Annotated in this window: 34 protein-coding genes and 1 tRNA gene; 27 read left to right on the top strand and 8 right to left on the bottom strand. The window is 34.5% G+C overall.

Annotated features, from left to right (window positions below):
• Nucleotides 1–42: 42 nt before the first annotated feature.
• The 5 genes from COL05_RS12840 to COL05_RS12820 all read right to left on the bottom strand — a co-directional run bounded on the left by COL05_RS12840 (nt 43) and on the right by COL05_RS12820 (nt 2730).
• A complete protein-coding gene (locus COL05_RS12840; protein ID WP_098668880.1) occupies nt 43–1215 on the bottom strand; it encodes an FRG domain-containing protein in 1173 nt (390 codons plus the stop codon).
• A 50-nt stretch (nt 1216–1265) separates the two neighbouring features.
• Entirely contained in the window at nt 1266–1742 is a 477-nt protein-coding gene (locus tag COL05_RS12835; RefSeq protein ID WP_098668879.1) for a stress protein, read from the bottom strand.
• An 18-nt stretch (nt 1743–1760) separates the two neighbouring features.
• A complete protein-coding gene (locus tag COL05_RS12830; protein WP_098668878.1) occupies nt 1761–2066 on the bottom strand; it encodes a DUF4429 domain-containing protein in 306 nt (101 codons plus the stop codon).
• 167 nt (nt 2067–2233) lie between these two features.
• Nucleotides 2234–2449 carry a hypothetical protein gene (locus COL05_RS12825; protein ID WP_098668877.1) on the bottom strand — a complete coding sequence of 72 codons (216 nt, stop codon included), beginning with the start codon at nt 2447–2449 and terminating at the stop codon, nt 2234–2236.
• 14 nt (nt 2450–2463) lie between these two features.
• Complete coding sequence (locus COL05_RS12820; RefSeq protein WP_098668876.1) at nt 2464–2730, bottom strand: glutaredoxin family protein; 267 nt, start codon at nt 2728–2730, stop codon at nt 2464–2466.
• A gap of 461 nt (nt 2731–3191) precedes the next feature.
• Between COL05_RS12820 and COL05_RS12815 the strand changes: the two genes are divergently transcribed.
• The 5 genes from COL05_RS12815 (at nt 3192) to COL05_RS12795 (ending at nt 5140) form a co-directional block, all read left to right on the top strand.
• A tRNA-Cys gene (locus tag COL05_RS12815) sits at nt 3192–3265 on the top strand.
• Nucleotides 3266–3363: 98 nt separating this feature from the next.
• Complete coding sequence (locus tag COL05_RS12810; protein WP_087955529.1) at nt 3364–4032, top strand: phospholipase A2 family protein; 669 nt, start codon at nt 3364–3366, stop codon at nt 4030–4032.
• Between the two features lie 160 nt (nt 4033–4192).
• The gene (locus tag COL05_RS12805; RefSeq protein ID WP_000708736.1) at nt 4193–4405 is read left to right on the top strand and encodes a helix-turn-helix transcriptional regulator; all 213 of its coding nucleotides are present in this window, start codon (nt 4193–4195) and stop codon (nt 4403–4405) included.
• Nucleotides 4406–4452: 47 nt separating this feature from the next.
• The gene (locus COL05_RS12800) at nt 4453–4809 is read left to right on the top strand and encodes a hypothetical protein (protein ID WP_257152565.1); all 357 of its coding nucleotides are present in this window, start codon (nt 4453–4455) and stop codon (nt 4807–4809) included.
• A 19-nt stretch (nt 4810–4828) separates the two neighbouring features.
• Complete coding sequence (locus COL05_RS12795; protein WP_098668875.1) at nt 4829–5140, top strand: hypothetical protein; 312 nt, start codon at nt 4829–4831, stop codon at nt 5138–5140.
• A 37-nt stretch (nt 5141–5177) separates the two neighbouring features.
• Here COL05_RS12795 and COL05_RS12790 read toward each other — a convergent pair whose 3' ends face one another.
• Nucleotides 5178–5330 (bottom strand): YvrJ family protein, encoded by a 153-nt coding sequence (locus tag COL05_RS12790; RefSeq protein WP_000187390.1) that lies wholly within the window; start codon nt 5328–5330, stop codon nt 5178–5180.
• Nucleotides 5331–5344: 14 nt separating this feature from the next.
• Entirely contained in the window at nt 5345–6226 is an 882-nt protein-coding gene (locus COL05_RS12785; protein WP_098668874.1) for a S8 family peptidase, read from the bottom strand.
• 195 nt (nt 6227–6421) lie between these two features.
• Here COL05_RS12785 and COL05_RS12780 point away from each other — a divergent pair, with 195 nt between their 5' ends.
• The 3 genes from COL05_RS12780 (at nt 6422) to COL05_RS31325 (ending at nt 7712) form a co-directional block, all read left to right on the top strand.
• The gene (locus tag COL05_RS12780; RefSeq protein WP_098668873.1) at nt 6422–7063 is read left to right on the top strand and encodes a sigma-70 family RNA polymerase sigma factor; all 642 of its coding nucleotides are present in this window, start codon (nt 6422–6424) and stop codon (nt 7061–7063) included.
• An 81-nt stretch (nt 7064–7144) separates the two neighbouring features.
• Nucleotides 7145–7375: a hypothetical protein gene (locus COL05_RS12775; protein WP_000110136.1), complete on the top strand. Its 231-nt coding sequence runs from the start codon at nt 7145–7147 to the stop codon at nt 7373–7375.
• A gap of 187 nt (nt 7376–7562) precedes the next feature.
• The gene (locus COL05_RS31325; RefSeq protein WP_180233449.1) at nt 7563–7712 is read left to right on the top strand and encodes a hypothetical protein; all 150 of its coding nucleotides are present in this window, start codon (nt 7563–7565) and stop codon (nt 7710–7712) included.
• 10 nt (nt 7713–7722) lie between these two features.
• Here COL05_RS31325 and COL05_RS12770 read toward each other — a convergent pair whose 3' ends face one another.
• On the bottom strand, nt 7723–8073 hold the full coding sequence (locus COL05_RS12770) for a helix-turn-helix domain-containing protein (protein WP_063222591.1): 351 nt from the start codon (nt 8071–8073) through the stop codon (nt 7723–7725).
• A 130-nt stretch (nt 8074–8203) separates the two neighbouring features.
• On the opposite strand from COL05_RS12770, the gene COL05_RS12765 reads away from it, so the two are divergent.
• The 19 genes from COL05_RS12765 to COL05_RS12695 all read left to right on the top strand — a co-directional run bounded on the left by COL05_RS12765 (nt 8204) and on the right by COL05_RS12695 (nt 15941).
• Entirely contained in the window at nt 8204–8425 is a 222-nt protein-coding gene (locus COL05_RS12765; protein WP_006097390.1) for a helix-turn-helix transcriptional regulator, read from the top strand.
• A 40-nt stretch (nt 8426–8465) separates the two neighbouring features.
• A complete protein-coding gene (locus tag COL05_RS12760) occupies nt 8466–9236 on the top strand; it encodes a BRO family protein (protein WP_098668872.1) in 771 nt (256 codons plus the stop codon).
• A gap of 116 nt (nt 9237–9352) precedes the next feature.
• The gene (locus COL05_RS31320) at nt 9353–9490 is read left to right on the top strand and encodes a hypothetical protein (RefSeq protein WP_001985777.1); all 138 of its coding nucleotides are present in this window, start codon (nt 9353–9355) and stop codon (nt 9488–9490) included.
• A 512-nt stretch (nt 9491–10002) separates the two neighbouring features.
• Nucleotides 10003–10197, top strand: coding sequence for a hypothetical protein (locus tag COL05_RS12755; protein ID WP_098668871.1), 195 nt, complete (start codon nt 10003–10005; stop codon nt 10195–10197).
• On the top strand, nt 10194–10298 hold the full coding sequence (locus COL05_RS12750; protein ID WP_098668870.1) for an NUMOD4 domain-containing protein: 105 nt from the start codon (nt 10194–10196) through the stop codon (nt 10296–10298). The genes COL05_RS12755 and COL05_RS12750 overlap by 4 nt, the downstream gene beginning before the upstream one ends.
• A 1-nt stretch (nt 10299) precedes the next feature.
• Nucleotides 10300–10476 carry a hypothetical protein gene (locus tag COL05_RS31315; RefSeq protein WP_180233448.1) on the top strand — a complete coding sequence of 59 codons (177 nt, stop codon included), beginning with the start codon at nt 10300–10302 and terminating at the stop codon, nt 10474–10476.
• A 17-nt stretch (nt 10477–10493) separates the two neighbouring features.
• On the top strand, nt 10494–11120 hold the full coding sequence (locus tag COL05_RS12745) for a Sak single strand annealing protein (protein WP_098668869.1): 627 nt from the start codon (nt 10494–10496) through the stop codon (nt 11118–11120).
• Between the two features lie 3 nt (nt 11121–11123).
• Complete coding sequence (locus COL05_RS31310; RefSeq protein WP_180233446.1) at nt 11124–11312, top strand: hypothetical protein; 189 nt, start codon at nt 11124–11126, stop codon at nt 11310–11312.
• Nucleotides 11312–11533 carry a hypothetical protein gene (locus COL05_RS12740; protein ID WP_087955518.1) on the top strand — a complete coding sequence of 74 codons (222 nt, stop codon included), beginning with the start codon at nt 11312–11314 and terminating at the stop codon, nt 11531–11533. Before COL05_RS31310 ends, COL05_RS12740 begins: the two co-directional genes overlap by 1 nt.
• Nucleotides 11534–12373, top strand: coding sequence for a replication protein (locus COL05_RS12735; RefSeq protein WP_098668868.1), 840 nt, complete (start codon nt 11534–11536; stop codon nt 12371–12373).
• A complete protein-coding gene (locus COL05_RS12730) occupies nt 12357–13115 on the top strand; it encodes an ATP-binding protein (RefSeq protein WP_098668867.1) in 759 nt (252 codons plus the stop codon). Before COL05_RS12735 ends, COL05_RS12730 begins: the two co-directional genes overlap by 17 nt.
• A gap of 14 nt (nt 13116–13129) precedes the next feature.
• Nucleotides 13130–13393, top strand: coding sequence for a hypothetical protein (locus COL05_RS12725; protein WP_098668866.1), 264 nt, complete (start codon nt 13130–13132; stop codon nt 13391–13393).
• Nucleotides 13350–13595, top strand: a complete 246-nt coding sequence (locus COL05_RS12720; protein ID WP_142337470.1) for a helix-turn-helix domain containing protein — start codon at nt 13350–13352, stop codon at nt 13593–13595. Before COL05_RS12725 ends, COL05_RS12720 begins: the two co-directional genes overlap by 44 nt.
• The gene (locus tag COL05_RS12715; protein ID WP_098668864.1) at nt 13592–13855 is read left to right on the top strand and encodes a hypothetical protein; all 264 of its coding nucleotides are present in this window, start codon (nt 13592–13594) and stop codon (nt 13853–13855) included. The genes COL05_RS12720 and COL05_RS12715 overlap by 4 nt, the downstream gene beginning before the upstream one ends.
• 10 nt (nt 13856–13865) lie before the next feature.
• Nucleotides 13866–14264, top strand: a complete 399-nt coding sequence (locus tag COL05_RS12710; protein WP_098668863.1) for a hypothetical protein — start codon at nt 13866–13868, stop codon at nt 14262–14264.
• A gap of 8 nt (nt 14265–14272) precedes the next feature.
• A complete protein-coding gene (locus tag COL05_RS12705; protein ID WP_087955511.1) occupies nt 14273–14401 on the top strand; it encodes a Fur-regulated basic protein FbpA in 129 nt (42 codons plus the stop codon).
• A 67-nt stretch (nt 14402–14468) separates the two neighbouring features.
• The gene (locus tag COL05_RS31305) at nt 14469–14636 is read left to right on the top strand and encodes a hypothetical protein (RefSeq protein WP_180233447.1); all 168 of its coding nucleotides are present in this window, start codon (nt 14469–14471) and stop codon (nt 14634–14636) included.
• 12 nt (nt 14637–14648) lie between these two features.
• A complete protein-coding gene (gene dut, locus COL05_RS12700) occupies nt 14649–15140 on the top strand; it encodes a dUTP diphosphatase (protein ID WP_098668862.1) in 492 nt (163 codons plus the stop codon).
• Nucleotides 15141–15659: 519 nt separating this feature from the next.
• Nucleotides 15660–15941, top strand: a complete 282-nt coding sequence (locus tag COL05_RS12695; RefSeq protein WP_098668861.1) for a hypothetical protein — start codon at nt 15660–15662, stop codon at nt 15939–15941.
• Nucleotides 15942–16406 lie beyond the last annotated feature (465 nt).

The raw sequence follows: 16406 nt of genomic DNA, 5'->3' as shown, positions 1-16406 counted from the left end.
ATGTTTAATAAATGTATCGTGAATGTGAACAAAATCTATATTTTACCGACGTTTGTTTCTTATGTAAGAAGCAATATGGTCATAATCTCCATAGATGAATTTTTCGTTAATCCCCATAAAATCAAGTTCTTCAAGAATTTTTTCTTTGTTGTTAATGACAACTACTTTATCGGGCACAATCCTTTGTATACCTTCAATATAAGGGTCCTTTATAAATTCACCACTCTGAAGATAATTTTGATATATAAATAATCCCTGTTGGTTACGTCCTCGTTCAAAAGTCAATATTGGAGCGTATTTAAAGTTAGGAAATAGATTTAGACATGCGCTCTTGTCTACTGCCTCTGGATTATAATGCATATTTGCTAATATCATTTGCAGATATGCTGTGTAGATAAATACCGGATAAGAAAGATTTTTTATCTTTTTATCGAAATTTAATAATTGCGTATCAAATTCTAGTAAGTCTGTCCAATTTTCAAAGAATTTAAGTTCATACCTACCTTCTTCGTAAGGAGGGAACTTATTTACATCTATTAAAGGAATAGATAAAGGGGGGGACTTTAAGAATGCATGGAAATCAATATACAGTTTTTTGAAGTATCGATAAAATTGTTTAGGGTGTTCTCTATTGAATTTGTAAAATAAATTATACATATATAAGAACATGTCATTTTCAAAAGTCGCAAAAATTTCTAGTATATTTTCGTCTTCAAATTCGGTTAAAATATTTGTAATGTCTACAAATTGATCTTTAAATAAATACACAAATCCTCTTTCTTCATCGAGCGGATCTGTCTTTGCATCTTTCGGATTTTTATAATCTTGACATGCGAAATATAGTGCTACTAATGGTGATGTAGTTACATCAATGAGGTTTGTTGGAATCCCATGATGTTGAGAAAAGGCAGAAAAATGGGTACGTTCATCAGGTGTTAATTTGTGCCAAACTTCTTTTTTAAAATCTTTTTTCATATTAAGAAAGGTCTTCTCACCTTTAACCCCTTGTTTTGGTGCATGACCAGGGTGTGTTACACCTCTTAGCCCAGAAGAAAAGGTTTCGTCATAATTGGTTGGCTCTCCCCTAAATAAATAATTTGTAAATTCCCCACTAGAGAATAAATCTATATACTTAGCTAAGTTCTTTATTTCAGTTACAGCAGGTGTATGAAGTCCTGATGTTTCACGTTTCAAGTGTAATTCTGTATTTGTCATAATGACCTCCAAAGTTAAAATGATAAAAGCACTCCTTAGAGTGCCGCTGCCTACTTCACTAGATTATCCATAATAATTTTATAGTTATAAAACTCATCATCTTTCATTTGTCCATTCATCTGTAAAAGATATTTCCCTTTAGCGTATGTATGTGAGAAAAGTATCGGAGCGTTGTTTCCTAGCTCATCATAGTATTTCTTTGCTTTTTCAAGATCTTCTTTATTTTTAAACTTATAAATGCGTCCACCTTGGTCTTTACCTAGATGTGGTACAAGAAACCTCTTACCTTCCTCACGAGTGTTACCAAATTCTTTTTGAGGTAATTCTGTAGGGTCTTTAGCATCTAAACCTTCTTTATTGAATTCAGCTATTATTTCATCAACTGTGACCGTTTTAAACACTGTGGCAGGTGATTGACCGTTAATAAACCATAATAGTGCAAAGAAAAGAAGAACGGAACCAATAATTATTCCTAATCCCCAACCGACATATTCTATGATCTTTTTCTTTTGTGCTGTAGCTTCCATAAATAAAATCCCCTTTTATTATAAATGACTTTCAATTAGTTTCTTAGCTGCTTCTATATCTTTCATTTGTTTCTTCGTGAAAAATATAGCGTTTTCTTCTCTTGTCACTTCCAATTTAGTTCTTTTTGCGCCAGATCTACTAATCAAATCGAAACGAAGATAACCATTAGTAAGTAATTTCGGTTTTTCAAACTCTATCTTTTTAATATCCTCGTAATAAATTTCCATAACCCTTTTAGTCATACCTAATACTTTTGAAGGTTTAATTGTAATTTTCTCATTATCAATGATTAAAACGCCGTTATAAGCTTTAAATTCCTTCATCCTTATATCCCCCAAATATAATATTTATAGAAATCATAACAAATTCAGTTACAACTATATTGTCATATTTTGTCGAATGAAAATAAAAAAGAGAGCCGCAGCCCTCATTGGTAAGAATGGTGAAAATATGTGAAAAATTAGCCTCTATAGAATAGGGATAATTTTACTTATCCTTTTGGTAAAGTGCAACAATTACAAAGATCTATACCATAGATTTTCTCGATTGATTCCTGTATGCATTTAAGGTGTTTTGAGTAGTTTAGAGCAATGTCTTGATAAATTTCTCTTTCATCTTCATTGCAATAGTCGATACATTGAGCAATTTTCATTAAATCAATTTTAACTTGATTATATTTCTTAACTTTTTCTTCAATAATATCCATGATTGTAACCTCATTTATTGTGAACTAGATTCTAATAGTAAGATTTTTTCAAGTTCTTTAATAGGTGATCCAATAAACTTATGAGTTTCTTCGCCATTTTCAATAAAAATGGTTGGGGTATATTTTAAGCCTTGGTCTTCAAATTCTTTTTGAGCCTGTAAATCTTTAATGATATCTTTTTCAGTAAAGGTAATATTCTCTTTAGTAAGCCATTTCTTTAAATTAATACAAGCCGGACAGTGGGGCATAGTAAAGACAGTAACTCCATAATTTTTCTTCATAATCAATACCTCCGCTTTTTTCTTCTCGTAAGTAGTAGAGAAATAAGATTTAAAAAAGTAAAAAGAAATATAAATTTTTTTCTGTGTTAAATTTCGTATAACCTACGGTCCTATTAAATATGAAGGTATAAAGAAAGTCTGGGTGAACGTGATGAAGAAGTTGACTTAATATAGAGTTCCTACAGTTTCTCAAAGTAAAAAAAGAAATTCGTACCTATGAGGTGCGAATTTCTTTTTTTACACTCTTTTTAGTTTTTGTGGACTTACTTCTCTATTACAAACGTAAGGCAATGAAATACTGAAATGATGGCATAGGAAGAGGTAAGGTAAATGTCCCAAAACTTTAATTGCTGATGCAAATTTAGCTGCTGCCATTCAAAAAATAAAAAATTTAAAATTTCTTTTTAGTTTTTAGGGACTCACCTCTCTATTACAAATGTAAGGTAACGAAATCTTAATATGATGGCATAGCCAAGAGGTAAGGCAAAGGTCTGCAAAACCTTTATCGCCGGTTCGAATCCGGCTGCCATCTCCATATTAGGGCAGTAAGTCTTTTGAAAGACACATGCTTCGCTTGTTCCTGGTTCGAATCCAGGTACTGCCTCCAAAATAATATTAAGGAGTGGTTTGTTAATGGCACAATTACAAACTTTATCAATAGAAGAGCAAGAAACTTTATTGGATAATGCTCAAATTAATACGATTGCTGCAAAGCAAATGGTTCAAAAAATGACTCAATTCGTTGGTGCTTATGATCTTAATAATCGTAAAGGATTTAAATTTGAACAAGGTGATGTCTCGATTCAAGTAGTTATTTTAGGTAACATGGAAGATACAATTAAAGTGATTTATACAAAACTTGATAATGAAGAATTGGTTTCAGGTAGTGTTATTGTTGAAAAAGAAGGTAAAAAAGTTCTTAAAGGCTATGATATTATCGAAGACGAAGTAATCAAAACGCTTGAAACAGAAATTGACGATGAATTTTTAGAAGAACTTAAAGGTTTAGAAAATCGCGAACTACCAGAAACAGATACCGAGCGCGAAGAAGTTGTTAGTCAGTTACCGTGTATCTATGGAAACTGGTGTGGCCCAGGATGTTCAGGTCCAAAAGCTCCAATTTCTAAAGTAGATGCTTGTTGTAAAACACATGATGGTTGCTACAGTTCACGCGGATATTTTGCTTGCTCTTGTGATAAAAACCTTCAGAATTGCTTAGCTCCACATGTAAAGGCAGGTTCTGAGTGGGCGATTACAATTAGCCTTTGGTTCCGTAAACAACCTTGTAACCCATTTAAATAAGAAAGATAAAAAGGTGAACCTATTAAGGGTTTGCCTTTTTTTATGGTAATTTTCAATTATTCCCTTTACATATCTAACTAATGTATAGTATTCTATACACAGAAAGTATAGAATACTATACATTCAGCTATTCTAATTGGAATGAGGGGTACTGAATGAAATGAAAATTTATACCACAAATAAGGTAAAAGAACATAGGGAAATTGCTGGTTTAACTCAAACAGAGTTAGCTGAAAGGGTAGGTACAAAAAGAATAACGATAGCTTCTCTTGAAAGAGAAAAGTATGAGCCTAGTGTTGGTTTAGCCATGAGAATAGCTAAAACCTTTAATTGCGCAGTTGAGGACATATTTACAGAGGTGAAGAAGGATTGAATTACCTTTACAATTTTTTAATTAAAATAGTAATTAGTATTTTATTGATGGAAGCCACTTTTAATATATGGAAAATGGAGGCTGGAGAGCCGGGAATATTATCGTGGTTCTTACCATTAATCACAATTTTTTGGATCGTATTAACAATAGTTAATGCAATACAAATCAAAAAGGGTAAAAAGTGGTTAAAGGAAGAGGAAGAAGACGAAAGGGATCAAATGATTAAGTATAAAGTAGGCTATATAACTTGTTGGTCGAATATGGGCCTCTTGGCATTATTGTTCTTCTTTTATGGTACGTTTGGAATCGAGATGTTTAATCCAGTATATGCGCTAGCATTGATCGTCTTCTTAAATATTGTAATTTATTACAGTATGAAATTATATTTTCTGTTCTTTGAATAATGAAGTGGAGGAATTAAAAATGACAAATAGCAACGTAGAATTAAAAAAACAAGGAAAAAGCAGTATTTTAGGTGGAATTTCAATAGCTATTGCAGTAATTTTAGCAGCACTTGTAATAAATTTCTTAACTGGATTAGTACCGTTAGAAAAAATACAGGGATTGCCTATTATTATGCCTTTTATTATTGCTCCAATTGGTGCAATAATAGGGTTTGTAGGTTATCGAATGAACAAAGATACATGGTCTTTATGGGGAATTATTCTTAATATTGTAATGTTCTTAGTACCAATTGCTTATAATGTAGTTGCAATTTTATTCTTTGGAGTTTAATTATCTAAAAGCACCAGTCAAAATGACTGATGCTTTTTTATTTGTCTTTTTCTGCGACTTGCTTTAATTCGTTAATTGCAATCGTTAATACCTCAATCCTTTTTTCGAACCTAATTAAAAGATAAATAGAAATCACGATAGGAAATCCAAAATTGCCTATTGATGCGCTAAACATTTCAAATGGGGTCATAGCTTAGCACCTCCTTATAGTTTCAGAACTCCATTTCCTTGGGTTTTATTGGTGTAACCTTTTAATAAAAAAGAGTGTGAAAGAAGATATTGATAAATAATGTTTTGGGAAAATGACAAATGCTTTGCTTTGAAATAGGACAGGATTAAAGAGATTGCTCCTGTGATGTGTGGTGTTGCAACTGATGTACCTGTGAGCCTTATATAGTTATTTTGAGGGTAGGTTGAGTAAACGGACTCTCCAAGACTTAAAAAATCAATATTCTGGTTTGTATTGCTCATGTGTGTGGGAACAAGGTTCTTTCCAACAGCACCAACTTGAATAACTTCCTCGTAGTATCCAGGATAAAGAATTTCATCGGTTAGTTCTGATCCATCTCCGTAGTTCCCTGCAGCAACTACCACAAATATATTTTCTTGTAATGCCTCGTCAACTGCCTTCCTTAACTCTGGAACATCACTTTTTGTGCCTAAAGAGAGATTCATTATATCTACTCTTTCACCATTTTTGCCTCTCCAAGCAGTTGCAAAGCGAATAGCTTTAATTAAGTGTTTATGAGTTGAAATACTTGTATTTCCAATGGCTTTAATAATTAAAAGCTTTGCTTTTGGAGCTATACCGATAGAATGTTTTTTGTTAGTAGCCGCTATAATTCCAGATACATGCGTACCGTGTCCTGTATAGTCCGTCGCTATGTTAATTTTACCGTTATCATCATCTGTAAAATTGAATGTGCCGATAATGTTGTCTTTTAACTCTTCATGGTTAATGTCACAACCTGTGTCAATTACAGCAATAACTGTATCTTGCCCATAATGACCAATTTCCCAATACCTTTTAGCATTTATGAAGTCTATTCCATCGTTTATTTTAGTATCAGCTTGTGTACTTTTCATATAGACACCTCCTCACTTTTATTAGAGAAAGAAGTATCAAAAAACTAAAAAGAATTTACAAAATAAACATTGTTTTATTTTGTAAAAAGTACTAGATTTTCGCACTAATTTGGGAGATAATTAGAACACTTGTTCTTATTTATTTTTATTTTTTTCTTATATTTATATAATTTATGGAAAAAAGGAGGTTTTTTTATGGGGAAACATACTCACTCAAATTCCGATAATAACTATCATCACGACGAAGAGAAAAAGCAATTAGAGTACATACAAGAAATAAGAAAGAAACTACCCTTAATATTAGAAAACCCCATTATTCAAGAGTTTTTAAAAGATAAAAAGCATGAAGAAATAATGAAAGAAGCTTTTAAAAACCCTTCTCAAAAAAACATCAATTTACTTAATCAAACATCAAAAGAATTTTATAGAATAAATCGTGTCCTGAGGTATTGCTCTGTTTTAATTCGTGGCCGTGCTATTGATTTCGATAAGAGACAGAGAAATAGAAATAAAAAACAAATGCTAATTTTTGATAAGAATGCTTTAGAAGGAGATTTTTCTGCGATTGAAACAATTGGGAGTTTACAAGATTGCGAAGGAAAAAGACCTGAGGCAGTTGTTGTTGAAGGAGTGGGGAAAGGAAATGTTATTCCTGTAGAAAACGAGAAATTGGATAAAGCGATGCGCGCATTGACGGATAAGCAACGAATGATTCTCTACTACCGTTATGAAAAGATGCTTACAAATAGGCAGATTGCTGAAATATTGGGAGAAACAGAGCAAAACGTAGGTTACTGGGTCAAAAAAACATTAAAACAGCTAAAGAATTCGCTGTAATGAAAAATCATTACAATATATCAGTTATAAGATGAGGACGTACTTCTAAAGGATAATTAAATATAAAGGAGAGAGATGTTTATGTCCGTAGAAAACATTCAAAAGCAAGCAGAGGTACAAGCTATTATTGATCAATTAGAGTTAAAAATATTGAAACATGTTCAACAAACTATTTTTAAAGAAAGAGAAGATTTAATGCAAGAATTAAAGATGGTAATCGTTGAAAAAGCCTATAAAATGTTAGATGAAGAGCCACCAGGATTCTTCGAATTTATTGAACGAGAAATCTTTAAAAAGGAAGTAATTATATAATAAAGAACAACTCTATACATGATTGATCCGGACGGATATTGATTTATGTAAATATAAAAAATGACACTATCCAATTGATAGTGTCATTTCTGCTCTAAAGGAAATGGCAACATTTTGACCCAAACAACAAAAATTCAACATTTTAAGAACGTCTATATATTTCTAGAGGATATAGGGGGAAGTAGATATGAAAAAAGAGCAATTAGTTAGGGAAGCAGTAAAATTGGGGCTAAAACATGGTAATCCGATTAAAGCAGAAGATATTTTAAAAATATGTCTAGATGAATCTTATAAGAAAAGCCAAATACATAAAAAAGAAGACTGTCATGTAAAGTAGTCTTCTTTGATTAGCCATTCTTTTTATTTTGCATATAAGTAACATACATCTCTAATTGTTCCCAGGCTTTCTTTCTCTCATCTTCTGGAAGACTTTCAATTAAAGCCATTATGTTCTTACCTTCTTCAGTAACAATCTTGTTTTCTTCTTCGCTCAATTCAGGATCTTCCGATCTTCCTAACAAATAATCTGTAGTTACATTGAAATAATCAGCAATTTTTTCTAATGATTCTCGCCCAGGTGACTTTTTTCCCTTTTCAAAATAAGAAATAGCCATTTTAGATACACCAATAGCATTACCAAGTTGCTCTTGCGTTATCTTATTATTTTTCCTAAGTTCTTTAATCTTTTCCCCAATCAATATTAGCGCCCCCTTTTATAAAGTGTTTGCGATAAATAAAGTATAAAGTAAACATAGTGTTTACCACAAGTTGAAAATCAGTATAGTTTTTTTGAAAAATTACTTGAAATAAACCTTAGGTTTACTTATAATGAAATTACAGGCAACGAAGGGAGGAAATAACTTGCATCAGTTAAAACAAAAACGACTAGAAAAAGGAATGTCTTGCCAAGACGTTGCCAATAAAGTCGGAATCACTAAAATGCACTACTGGTATATCGAAAACAACAAAAGAACATTAAAAATAGATTTGGCGCTAAAAATCGCAATAGCTCTTGAGGAAAATCCTAAAGAACTTTTTTTTAACAATTAAAGTAAACCTAGGGTTTATAAAATGAAGGGGAGTAAACCAAATGGATGAACTCAAAAAATTCTCACACAGTATGTTCGGAAACTTAGGAATACTTATTAAAGATGGAAAAGAATACTTTCCGGCAATAGATGTCGCTAAAGCGTTAGGTTATTCAAATCCACACAAAGCAATTAAAGATCATTGTAAATCTGAAGGGATGAACGAAACGTTAGTCCCTACTAATAGTGGAAAACAAAGAAAAAAGTTCATTAATGAATCCAATTTATATCGCTTAATCGTTAAATCAAAACTTTCACAAGCGGAACAATTTGAAAAATGGGTATTCGAAGAGGTTCTCCCAACAATCCGTAAACATGGAGCGTACATGACAGAACAAGCGTTAGAAAAAGCGGTAACTGATCCGGACTTCATGATTGGTCTTCTCATTAAATTAAAAGAAGAGAGAGAAAAACTTACAGTAGCGCAACAACAAATCGTACAGCAACAACCGCTAGTAATATTCGCTGAAGCGTGTATGCAATCAAATGAATCTCTGAAAGTAAGTGAAGTTGCTAAATTGGCAGCTAAACACAATATCAAAATTGGGCAACGTCAGTTATTCGCAAAACTTAGAGAATGGAATTTAATGTTCAAACGTTCTACTGAACCAACTCAATCAGCAGTTGAAAAAGGATATTTTGAAATCGCACAAGGTGTTAAACAGAAGCCAAGCGGAGAACCATTCACATGGACAACAACATACGTAACACCAAAAGGACAAGCCTACATCATAGATCGATTGAAGAAAGAACAGAAACAGGAGGCGGTGTAGATGCAAGAAGAAAGCATGTTTTCTTTATGTATGGTTGCTGTATTTTTCGCAGCGTTAGGCGGATTCGCTTATGTGATGGAACGTATAGATAAAAGGTTTATGAAGGGTGAAAAGTAATGGATAAACAACAGCGAGATGAATACGAACAAAAGAAACTCTTGTGGATCATAAAAGATTTAAGAGCTAAAGGGATACATAACAGCGCAGATAAGGTTGAGGAAATGCATAAGGAGTTTATAACTCTAGCTAAATAAGAAAAACCCTACAGAGGATGCAGGGCAGTGTTAAGGGATTTAAATCTAAATGTCGATTCCACAAGAACTTCTTGGAATGTAATTAGTTTAACATGAATTTTATTAAAACTTAATATAAAGATTTTACGAATTTATGAACATGGACAAGCCTTTTCTTGTCGAAATATTCGGGAATCTAATGATAGCTCCCACCTTATTGAAAGGTTCCTGGATATCCCTATGCGCGAAGCATCAGAAAGGGTGAGAACAATGCATCTGCTAGTTAAAAACTAGCATTAAAAATACCTGTACGGGGAGGCACAGGTATCCAATAAGGGTGTTTCAACAGGTTGATTTTATTTTATCAATAACTCAATGGAAATGACAGATAGAAAATTGAAAATTCTGTTTATTCAGTTGAGAAATAAAAAACCGCCCCCACCAATAGGACGGTTTTAGAGAAACAAAATAAATATCCTTACCTACATTATAACATATTTTGTTTCTATTAGTAAATAAGGAGGAATATGGAAATGATTGAAAATCCAATTACTTATGGGAATTATCACGATTCATCAGCTAGAGACTTCATGGATTACTGCGAAGACTGTGATGGTGAGCTGTACTTTGGGATGACTTATTACAAATTCGAAGGATCACTCATTTGTGAGGAGTGCTCCTCAGGATTTTTAGAAAGACACGCAAGAAAGATGGTGGCTGGAGAATGAAAGAACAATGGAAACCGATTACTGGTTACGAAGGTCATTATGAGATTTCAAATAAAGGTAATGTAAAGTCTTATTCTACAGAGAAAGTAGCAGGTGAATGATATGTGCCTACAAAACAAGATTGAAGCTGAAATTCAAATTATGAAGAGTTTAGTTGAACGATATAAGAAAAGTAAAGAGCCTAATGCTGTATCAGTGGTTGTGGCTTATGAATACGGGTTACAGGTACTTACTGAAGTGTATGAAGCTAGTAAACAAACAGAAGTAGCACCATTTTAAAAGAGAGGGAGATTCTTATGACAACTGAAAATTACTTTTCTAAATTGGCGCAAATAGATTGTTCGGAACATGTCGAAAAGAAAGGCCGCTTTAATTACTTATCATGGGCTTGGGCAGTTAAAAAACTTCGTGAGGTAGATCCAACAGCAACATGGGAAGTAAAGCGATTCAATGGGGCACCTTTCCTTAAAACGGATTGTGGTTATTTTGTAGAGGTTGAAGTAACTGTACAGGGATTACCATTAAGCCAGATTCACCCAATACTTAACAATCAAAACAAGCCAATTGCTGAGCCAAATAGCTTTGATATTAACACAAGTATTCAACGTTGCTTAGTAAAGGCAATAGCGCTTCACGGCTTGGGATTATACATCTATGCGGGCGAAGACCTACCGGAAGTACAAGAAGAAATGATAACCGCTCAACAAGTCGGTGTGATTAAATTAAACATTAAAAAACTAGCTAATCTTCGGAAAGTAGACGAAGACACGATTAAAGGACATCTAAGCATCAAAGAATTAGCTGAATTAACGTTAAAGCAAGCTGAAGATGTACTAAAAAAATTAACGAATTGGGTTAAACAAGCTGAAAAAGAAATCGCTGAGGCTAAAGAAAAGATTGAAGCGGTAGAGCAAATAAACTAAGGAGTGAAAAAACCTATGTTAGATAAAAATCAATCGAAAGTCGTCCTTCCGGCGTGGGTGAGGAAGGACGCACGAAATGAAAAAGAAGTAAAAGCAAAGGCGATTAAGTACATTACTCCCGATCGCTACCCAGGGTATAAAATCATCAAAATTCAAGGCGATATAGCGGTATGCGAAAGGGAGAATGCGTGATGTTTCAAGTTCCAGTAAGACGTGGATCAATGAAGGAAATGTTAACGGCAGTTCGTGATTTAGAAGCAAGGGGTTATGACTACGTAACACCAATTAAGCGAGTATATAGAGCGGAAAAAACGTTTTATCATGAAGGTAAATTCAGAGGTAAAGATAAGGTTAGGTTTACAGGAATGGAAGATCTAGTGAGTTATGAATGTTGGATGAAGAAGGTGAACTAAATGAGTAGCAACATATTTCAACTAGAAACATTTGCAAGAAGCGGATATATGGTGCGACTCGCTTATGTTGATATAACTGAAGATTTAATTGCTGGAATTTTGTTAGGTCAAATCGTTTATTGGTACATACCTAACGAACAGGGGAAAAGTAAATTGCGAGTTAAGAAGAACGGAGAGTTTTGGTTAGCTAAAAGCCGTGAGGATTGGAAAGAAGAAATTCGCATCACACCCAAGCAATATGACAGGGCTATTAAAATCCTCATAAGTAAAGGACTAGTGGAAGTTCAAAAATTCAAATTCAATGGTGCCCCTACTAATCATATTAAGTTGAATATTTCCGAAGTTACCCAAAGGGTAAAATCCATTTTGACCTTTGGGGAAAATCCAAATCCCCCTTTGGGTGAAATGGAACTTACCGAAAGAGTTAATTCTTTAACAGAGATTACTACAGAGACTACAACAAAGATTACTACAAAAGAAAAACCTTCTCGTCACAAGTTTGAAACTTGCGACACTAACGGGGCTAAGTATCTTTTTGAAAAAATTAAGGGTAATAACCCTAAACAAAAAGAGCCTAACTTTGATTCTTGGGCTAATGACTTTAGGTTAATGCGTGAAAAGGATAATCGTGAATTACAAGAGATTAAAGATGTTATTGATTGGTGCCAAGCGGATTCATTCTGGCAAGGTAATATCTTATCTCCTAAAAAGCTACGTGAGAAATTCGATCAACTAACTATTCAAATGAATTCTAAAAAGGGAGCGAAAAACAATGCAGAGAGCAGCGGCAGCAATACCAACCGATATAGCCAAAAAGGTGAATATGACTATGGATTCTGATGTGTGTGATACACACGGCATGAATAAGATGAAGTTTGGTGGACAAGTTGTTTGCCCTCGATGCTTCCTAGAAAACGAAAGTAAGAAGCTTCAGCAGCAAGAGCAAGCAAAATACGATGCAGATAAAGCGAATGAGAAGAAATTCATGTTCCACCAACAGAGCATGATTGCTGATAGCAACATCAAGAAAGCTAATTTTGATAATTACAAACCTACTAGCGATGAAGGAGCAAAGAACCTTGAACTCGCCAAGGTCATCGTAACGGATTATCTCAATGGGAAAGTGTTTAACACGATTATGGCCGGGAATTGTGGAGCAGGGAAAACACATCTTGCTTACGCTATAGCGGATCAACTCGCAGGAGCAGGAAAGTCAGTTGTCTTTGTCACAGTTGGCGAATTACTACGGAAGATTAAAAGTACTTTCAGTAAAGATTCCACATTAACTGAAGATGCAATTATAAGGAGTTTAGTAAGAGCAGAAGTATTAATAGTCGATGATTTAGGAGCAGAGTTAGGGGCATTAGATGCGAATACAAAAGCGACAAACTTCATTAATAGGGTGTTATTCGATGTTTTCGATGGAAGGCAAGGTAAATCTACTATTTTCACAACAAACCTCACAGGGGAACGTCTAGAGGGCGCATATGATGAACGGATTGTATCGCGTATTTTCAATAATTTTAAAGCGCTGGTTTTCAAAGATACAAAGGATTACAGAAGAAAGGCATTGCCATTTTAAAAGGGGGAATTAAGATGTGTGCATGTAACGGAACGGGAGTAATTCAGAACAACATTGGAACGGGTATGTATCAATTCGCGTCATGTATTTGCGAAGCGGCGAATCAAACGCCTGAAGAGGTAGATAGAAAGCGTCATGCTGTTATGGCGGAACTAAGAGAAATTCACCAATTACAACTGGAGGGGAAATGGGATGCCAAGACTTGGAACGGGTTTGGAGAAGGAAAATTACACAATGGCATTGCAACAGGGGAAGTACATGAAGAAATCGCGTCGTAACTTATATATTGCTCTAGAAGAATTGGACCTGGTGTTTGATGAAAGCGAAGTAATTCGATTACAAGAAATGTGGAAGGAAAACAAAGGAATCCTTGAAATCGCAAAAGAGTTAGGAAGACACCAATTAGAAATCGCTGCATTGATTATAGATCAGGCTGATAAGAATAAAATCAAATCTCGTCCAATGGGGTTAGGGGCATGAAACAACTAACACTGGAGGATGTAGTAGGCAGTTTTAATTATACGGCAACAAGCACGGCTGATAGGTTCTTACAGCATAACGTCATAACGTATGAAGTTCACTTTTATGATCAGGATGAACGACAAAAAATAGACTGGTTCGATGTTGAAACGAAAGGCGAAGCATGGAGCATGACGGTGAAAGAACATGGTAAAGGTGTTCAGAAGATTAGGATAACTATTTCTAATCGTACACGAGACGAAATTATGTCACTGGATTAGGAGGGAGCAAATGGAGAAGCCAACATTAAAGGATTATGCAAAGGCTGCTGAAATTGGTGTTAATAAGAAGTATGTAGACCAACGAATGAAAGAGCTGGATTGGAGTTTAGAACGCGCTATAACGACACCAGTCGGTACGAGCTGGGAAGGAAATGAAAAGAATAAAAAATTACTGAAATTAGCTGAGAAAAATGGGGTTAGTGAATCCACCTTTTATAGACGAAAACGTAACGGCATGACGCCATACGAAGCAGCTACCACGGCAAAAGGATTCGAAAAGTACATTCCTTTAGCGGAATCGAATGGGATTAGCAATAAGACCTTTTACCAGAGAGTTAAAAGGAAGATGGATCCATACGAAGCTGCTACAAAACCAACACGTAAGTATAAGAAGATACAAATTAGCTAGGAGGCAACATGAGTGAGCAAGACAAGTTAATAGAACGGTTGATTGATAGGCATGTATTTAAATTACCGGATGGCCGTGATTTATATGAAGGGTCATGCGAGGAACTAAGACAGTTATTGAAAGGAGATGATAAGTAATGCAACCAATGGAGAATGGTGTATTCGAAATCACTAAGTTAATTAGCGAATCAAAGGGAGGTAAGTAATGAAAAAAGAAATCGTGGTGCAGGTGCAAAGTGAACTCGAAGTAATTGAAAGTGAGATTCGTAAGATGGAATATCACTTGGTTGGATTGGATAGCGAGAAGCGGAAAACAAAGCGTTCTTTGGAAGGGCTGAAGAATCGGAAAGAGGAATTGAAAGGTTATTTATAAGGGGTCGAGAAAATGAATTTAAGAGTGAAAATTAAAAGATTGAAAGATGTGGAATTACCGAAATACGCAAGGCCAGGGGATAGTGGTTTTGATCTTGTAGCAGCAGAGGACACGATTATATGGCCGGGTGAAACAAAGATTGTACACACCGGATTGGCTTTTGAGATTCCGTCAGGATATGAGATTCAGGTGAGACCGCGTAGCGGTATGACGCGTAATACAAAGTTACGAGTGGTACTTGGAACGGTGGATAGTGGATACCGTGGAGAAGTTGGAGTACTAGTCGATAACATCGAAATACCTAAAGCAGTAAACATGCAAGCTAGTGTAATTGAAAAGGGTACTCGTATTGCTCAAGGTGTCATAGCGCCAGTGGAAACAGCTAATTTCGTTGAGGTGGACGAGCTGTCTGAGAGCAAAAGAGGAAGCTGTGGCTTCGGATCAACGGGGATTAAAAAAAAGGCTCAATTCTCAAAAGGGAGAGAGTTGAGCCTGTGGATGTAATTACTAAGTTATCGGGTTGATGAAAACTAGTAATTACATAAAATCACCCTAGGGTTAGGGGGTCTAGGGTTTCAAGACTTGGTATATCTCACACGACATAATAAATAGAATAGAACGTATTGAAGATAACACATGAATGTTTCATAAATGTATCAAAAAAGTGAACAAAAAAGTTATTTTAATTGTTGCAGCCCCTTGGAGGGCGCTCCAAGGGGCTAAGAATCGAGAATATTAGACTCTTGTTAATTACATAAGAACTCCCTAAGGAGCATATAGGGAATTTTAACACTCAACTAATAATTTTTACAACTATATATTCAAATTGATATATAAACAAACTATTTATATAAAAAATGGCCCTTACTACTATGTAAGAGCCCCATGAATAAAGAAAAGGTCGTATACGACTCTATATAAGAATCATAATAATATTTTAACACCTTAATATATAGTTGTCTATACATGGTTGGTGTAGTAGAACTAACAAAATGCCATTTTATTTGAAAGGGGAATGGAGAAATGATTGAACAGGTTGAGATCGAAGGGCAGTTATCAATATTTGATATAGATGAAACAAAGAGTAAGCTGTATGAAGTCTTGGAAGCTAATGGCTATCATTACGAGATTGGGAGTTATTACCTACACAACGATTACATGGGTGAGGTCAAATACTTCTTCGTTAGAACAACTGACGACATGATCATCGACATGTGCTTGAGTCAGTTTCCAGAAGTGTTTACGGTGTATGAGGGATTCAGTGAATTGGAGATCCAGAAGATATATAAAGGGAGATTACAATAATGCTATTGTATAAAAAAAGAGAAGCTCTTAATCAGGTGGCTCCTCTTAATGCCAATATACAATAACTATTCCATTATAATGTATGGGCATAAAATATTTAATAATTACCTTTATGGTAAAAATTTCATTTTGTTTTAGTTTCAAACTAAAAAAGAGCACTTAGTAAAGTGCTCTCGTGACGAGATTCATTTTGTAATGACTATTTCAATTCATAAAGAAAGGAATTCAGGATAGTATATGTGTGCCAAGCTAATTGAGTACCTTGTACAAATAAAGAGCAGCTAGCAAAAGCTAACTGCTCATCTCCAAGGGGGAACTAGGAGAAAGGCTAGGGACTTCATTAAATAGGTTCAGGCTATCGCCTATCTATATTATTGACGGAATATTTAGTTTTATTCACAAAGAATGACATTTAACTTAATGCATAGCCAACGATCAAAGTTAATGTTAAAAACACTGATAATA

Origin of the sequence: Bacillus sp. AFS059628 (assembly GCF_002571225.1) — a bacterium.
Lineage (GTDB): Bacteria > Bacillota > Bacilli > Bacillales > Bacillaceae_G > Bacillus_A.
The sequence above is the reverse complement of the archived record's forward strand: the minus strand, read 5'-3'. Positions and strand labels throughout refer to the sequence as shown.

Excerpts from the sequence above, each read along its gene's own strand:
- COL05_RS12820 (WP_098668876.1), bottom strand. The coding sequence starts at position 2,730 with ATGAAGAAAAATTATGGAGTTACTGTCTTTACTATGCCCCACTGTCCG.
- COL05_RS31325 (WP_180233449.1), top strand. The coding sequence starts at position 7,563 with ATGAAAAAAGAGCAATTAGTTAGGGAAGCAGTAAAATTGGGGCTAAAA.
- COL05_RS12825 (WP_098668877.1), bottom strand. The coding sequence starts at position 2,449 with ATGGATATTATTGAAGAAAAAGTTAAGAAATATAATCAAGTTAAAATT.
- COL05_RS12705 (WP_087955511.1), top strand. The coding sequence starts at position 14,273 with ATGAGTGAGCAAGACAAGTTAATAGAACGGTTGATTGATAGGCATGTA.
- COL05_RS12710 (WP_098668863.1), top strand. The coding sequence starts at position 13,866 with ATGGAGAAGCCAACATTAAAGGATTATGCAAAGGCTGCTGAAATTGGT.
- COL05_RS12780 (WP_098668873.1), top strand. The coding sequence starts at position 6,422 with ATGGGGAAACATACTCACTCAAATTCCGATAATAACTATCATCACGAC.
- COL05_RS12725 (WP_098668866.1), top strand. The coding sequence starts at position 13,130 with ATGTGTGCATGTAACGGAACGGGAGTAATTCAGAACAACATTGGAACG.
- COL05_RS12785 (WP_098668874.1), bottom strand. The coding sequence starts at position 6,226 with ATGAAAAGTACACAAGCTGATACTAAAATAAACGATGGAATAGACTTC.
- COL05_RS12755 (WP_098668871.1), top strand. The coding sequence starts at position 10,003 with ATGATTGAAAATCCAATTACTTATGGGAATTATCACGATTCATCAGCT.
- COL05_RS12720 (WP_142337470.1), top strand. The coding sequence starts at position 13,350 with ATGGCATTGCAACAGGGGAAGTACATGAAGAAATCGCGTCGTAACTTA.
- COL05_RS31315 (WP_180233448.1), top strand. The coding sequence starts at position 10,300 with ATGTGCCTACAAAACAAGATTGAAGCTGAAATTCAAATTATGAAGAGT.
- COL05_RS31305 (WP_180233447.1), top strand. The coding sequence starts at position 14,469 with ATGAAAAAAGAAATCGTGGTGCAGGTGCAAAGTGAACTCGAAGTAATT.
- COL05_RS12735 (WP_098668868.1), top strand. The coding sequence starts at position 11,534 with ATGAGTAGCAACATATTTCAACTAGAAACATTTGCAAGAAGCGGATAT.
- COL05_RS12695 (WP_098668861.1), top strand. The coding sequence starts at position 15,660 with ATGATTGAACAGGTTGAGATCGAAGGGCAGTTATCAATATTTGATATA.
- COL05_RS12840 (WP_098668880.1), bottom strand. The coding sequence starts at position 1,215 with ATGACAAATACAGAATTACACTTGAAACGTGAAACATCAGGACTTCAT.
- COL05_RS12740 (WP_087955518.1), top strand. The coding sequence starts at position 11,312 with ATGTTTCAAGTTCCAGTAAGACGTGGATCAATGAAGGAAATGTTAACG.
- COL05_RS12730 (WP_098668867.1), top strand. The coding sequence starts at position 12,357 with ATGACTATGGATTCTGATGTGTGTGATACACACGGCATGAATAAGATG.
- dut (WP_098668862.1), top strand. The coding sequence starts at position 14,649 with ATGAATTTAAGAGTGAAAATTAAAAGATTGAAAGATGTGGAATTACCG.
- COL05_RS31320 (WP_001985777.1), top strand. The coding sequence starts at position 9,353 with ATGGATAAACAACAGCGAGATGAATACGAACAAAAGAAACTCTTGTGG.
- COL05_RS12765 (WP_006097390.1), top strand. The coding sequence starts at position 8,204 with ATGAAATTACAGGCAACGAAGGGAGGAAATAACTTGCATCAGTTAAAA.
- COL05_RS12795 (WP_098668875.1), top strand. The coding sequence starts at position 4,829 with ATGACAAATAGCAACGTAGAATTAAAAAAACAAGGAAAAAGCAGTATT.
- COL05_RS12775 (WP_000110136.1), top strand. The coding sequence starts at position 7,145 with ATGTCCGTAGAAAACATTCAAAAGCAAGCAGAGGTACAAGCTATTATT.
- COL05_RS12835 (WP_098668879.1), bottom strand. The coding sequence starts at position 1,742 with ATGGAAGCTACAGCACAAAAGAAAAAGATCATAGAATATGTCGGTTGG.
- COL05_RS12760 (WP_098668872.1), top strand. The coding sequence starts at position 8,466 with ATGGATGAACTCAAAAAATTCTCACACAGTATGTTCGGAAACTTAGGA.
- COL05_RS12800 (WP_257152565.1), top strand. The coding sequence starts at position 4,453 with ATGGAAGCCACTTTTAATATATGGAAAATGGAGGCTGGAGAGCCGGGA.
- COL05_RS12715 (WP_098668864.1), top strand. The coding sequence starts at position 13,592 with ATGAAACAACTAACACTGGAGGATGTAGTAGGCAGTTTTAATTATACG.
- COL05_RS12805 (WP_000708736.1), top strand. The coding sequence starts at position 4,193 with ATGAAAATTTATACCACAAATAAGGTAAAAGAACATAGGGAAATTGCT.
- COL05_RS12750 (WP_098668870.1), top strand. The coding sequence starts at position 10,194 with ATGAAAGAACAATGGAAACCGATTACTGGTTACGAAGGTCATTATGAG.
- COL05_RS12810 (WP_087955529.1), top strand. The coding sequence starts at position 3,364 with ATGGCACAATTACAAACTTTATCAATAGAAGAGCAAGAAACTTTATTG.
- COL05_RS12830 (WP_098668878.1), bottom strand. The coding sequence starts at position 2,066 with ATGAAGGAATTTAAAGCTTATAACGGCGTTTTAATCATTGATAATGAG.
- COL05_RS12790 (WP_000187390.1), bottom strand. The coding sequence starts at position 5,330 with ATGACCCCATTTGAAATGTTTAGCGCATCAATAGGCAATTTTGGATTT.
- COL05_RS12745 (WP_098668869.1), top strand. The coding sequence starts at position 10,494 with ATGACAACTGAAAATTACTTTTCTAAATTGGCGCAAATAGATTGTTCG.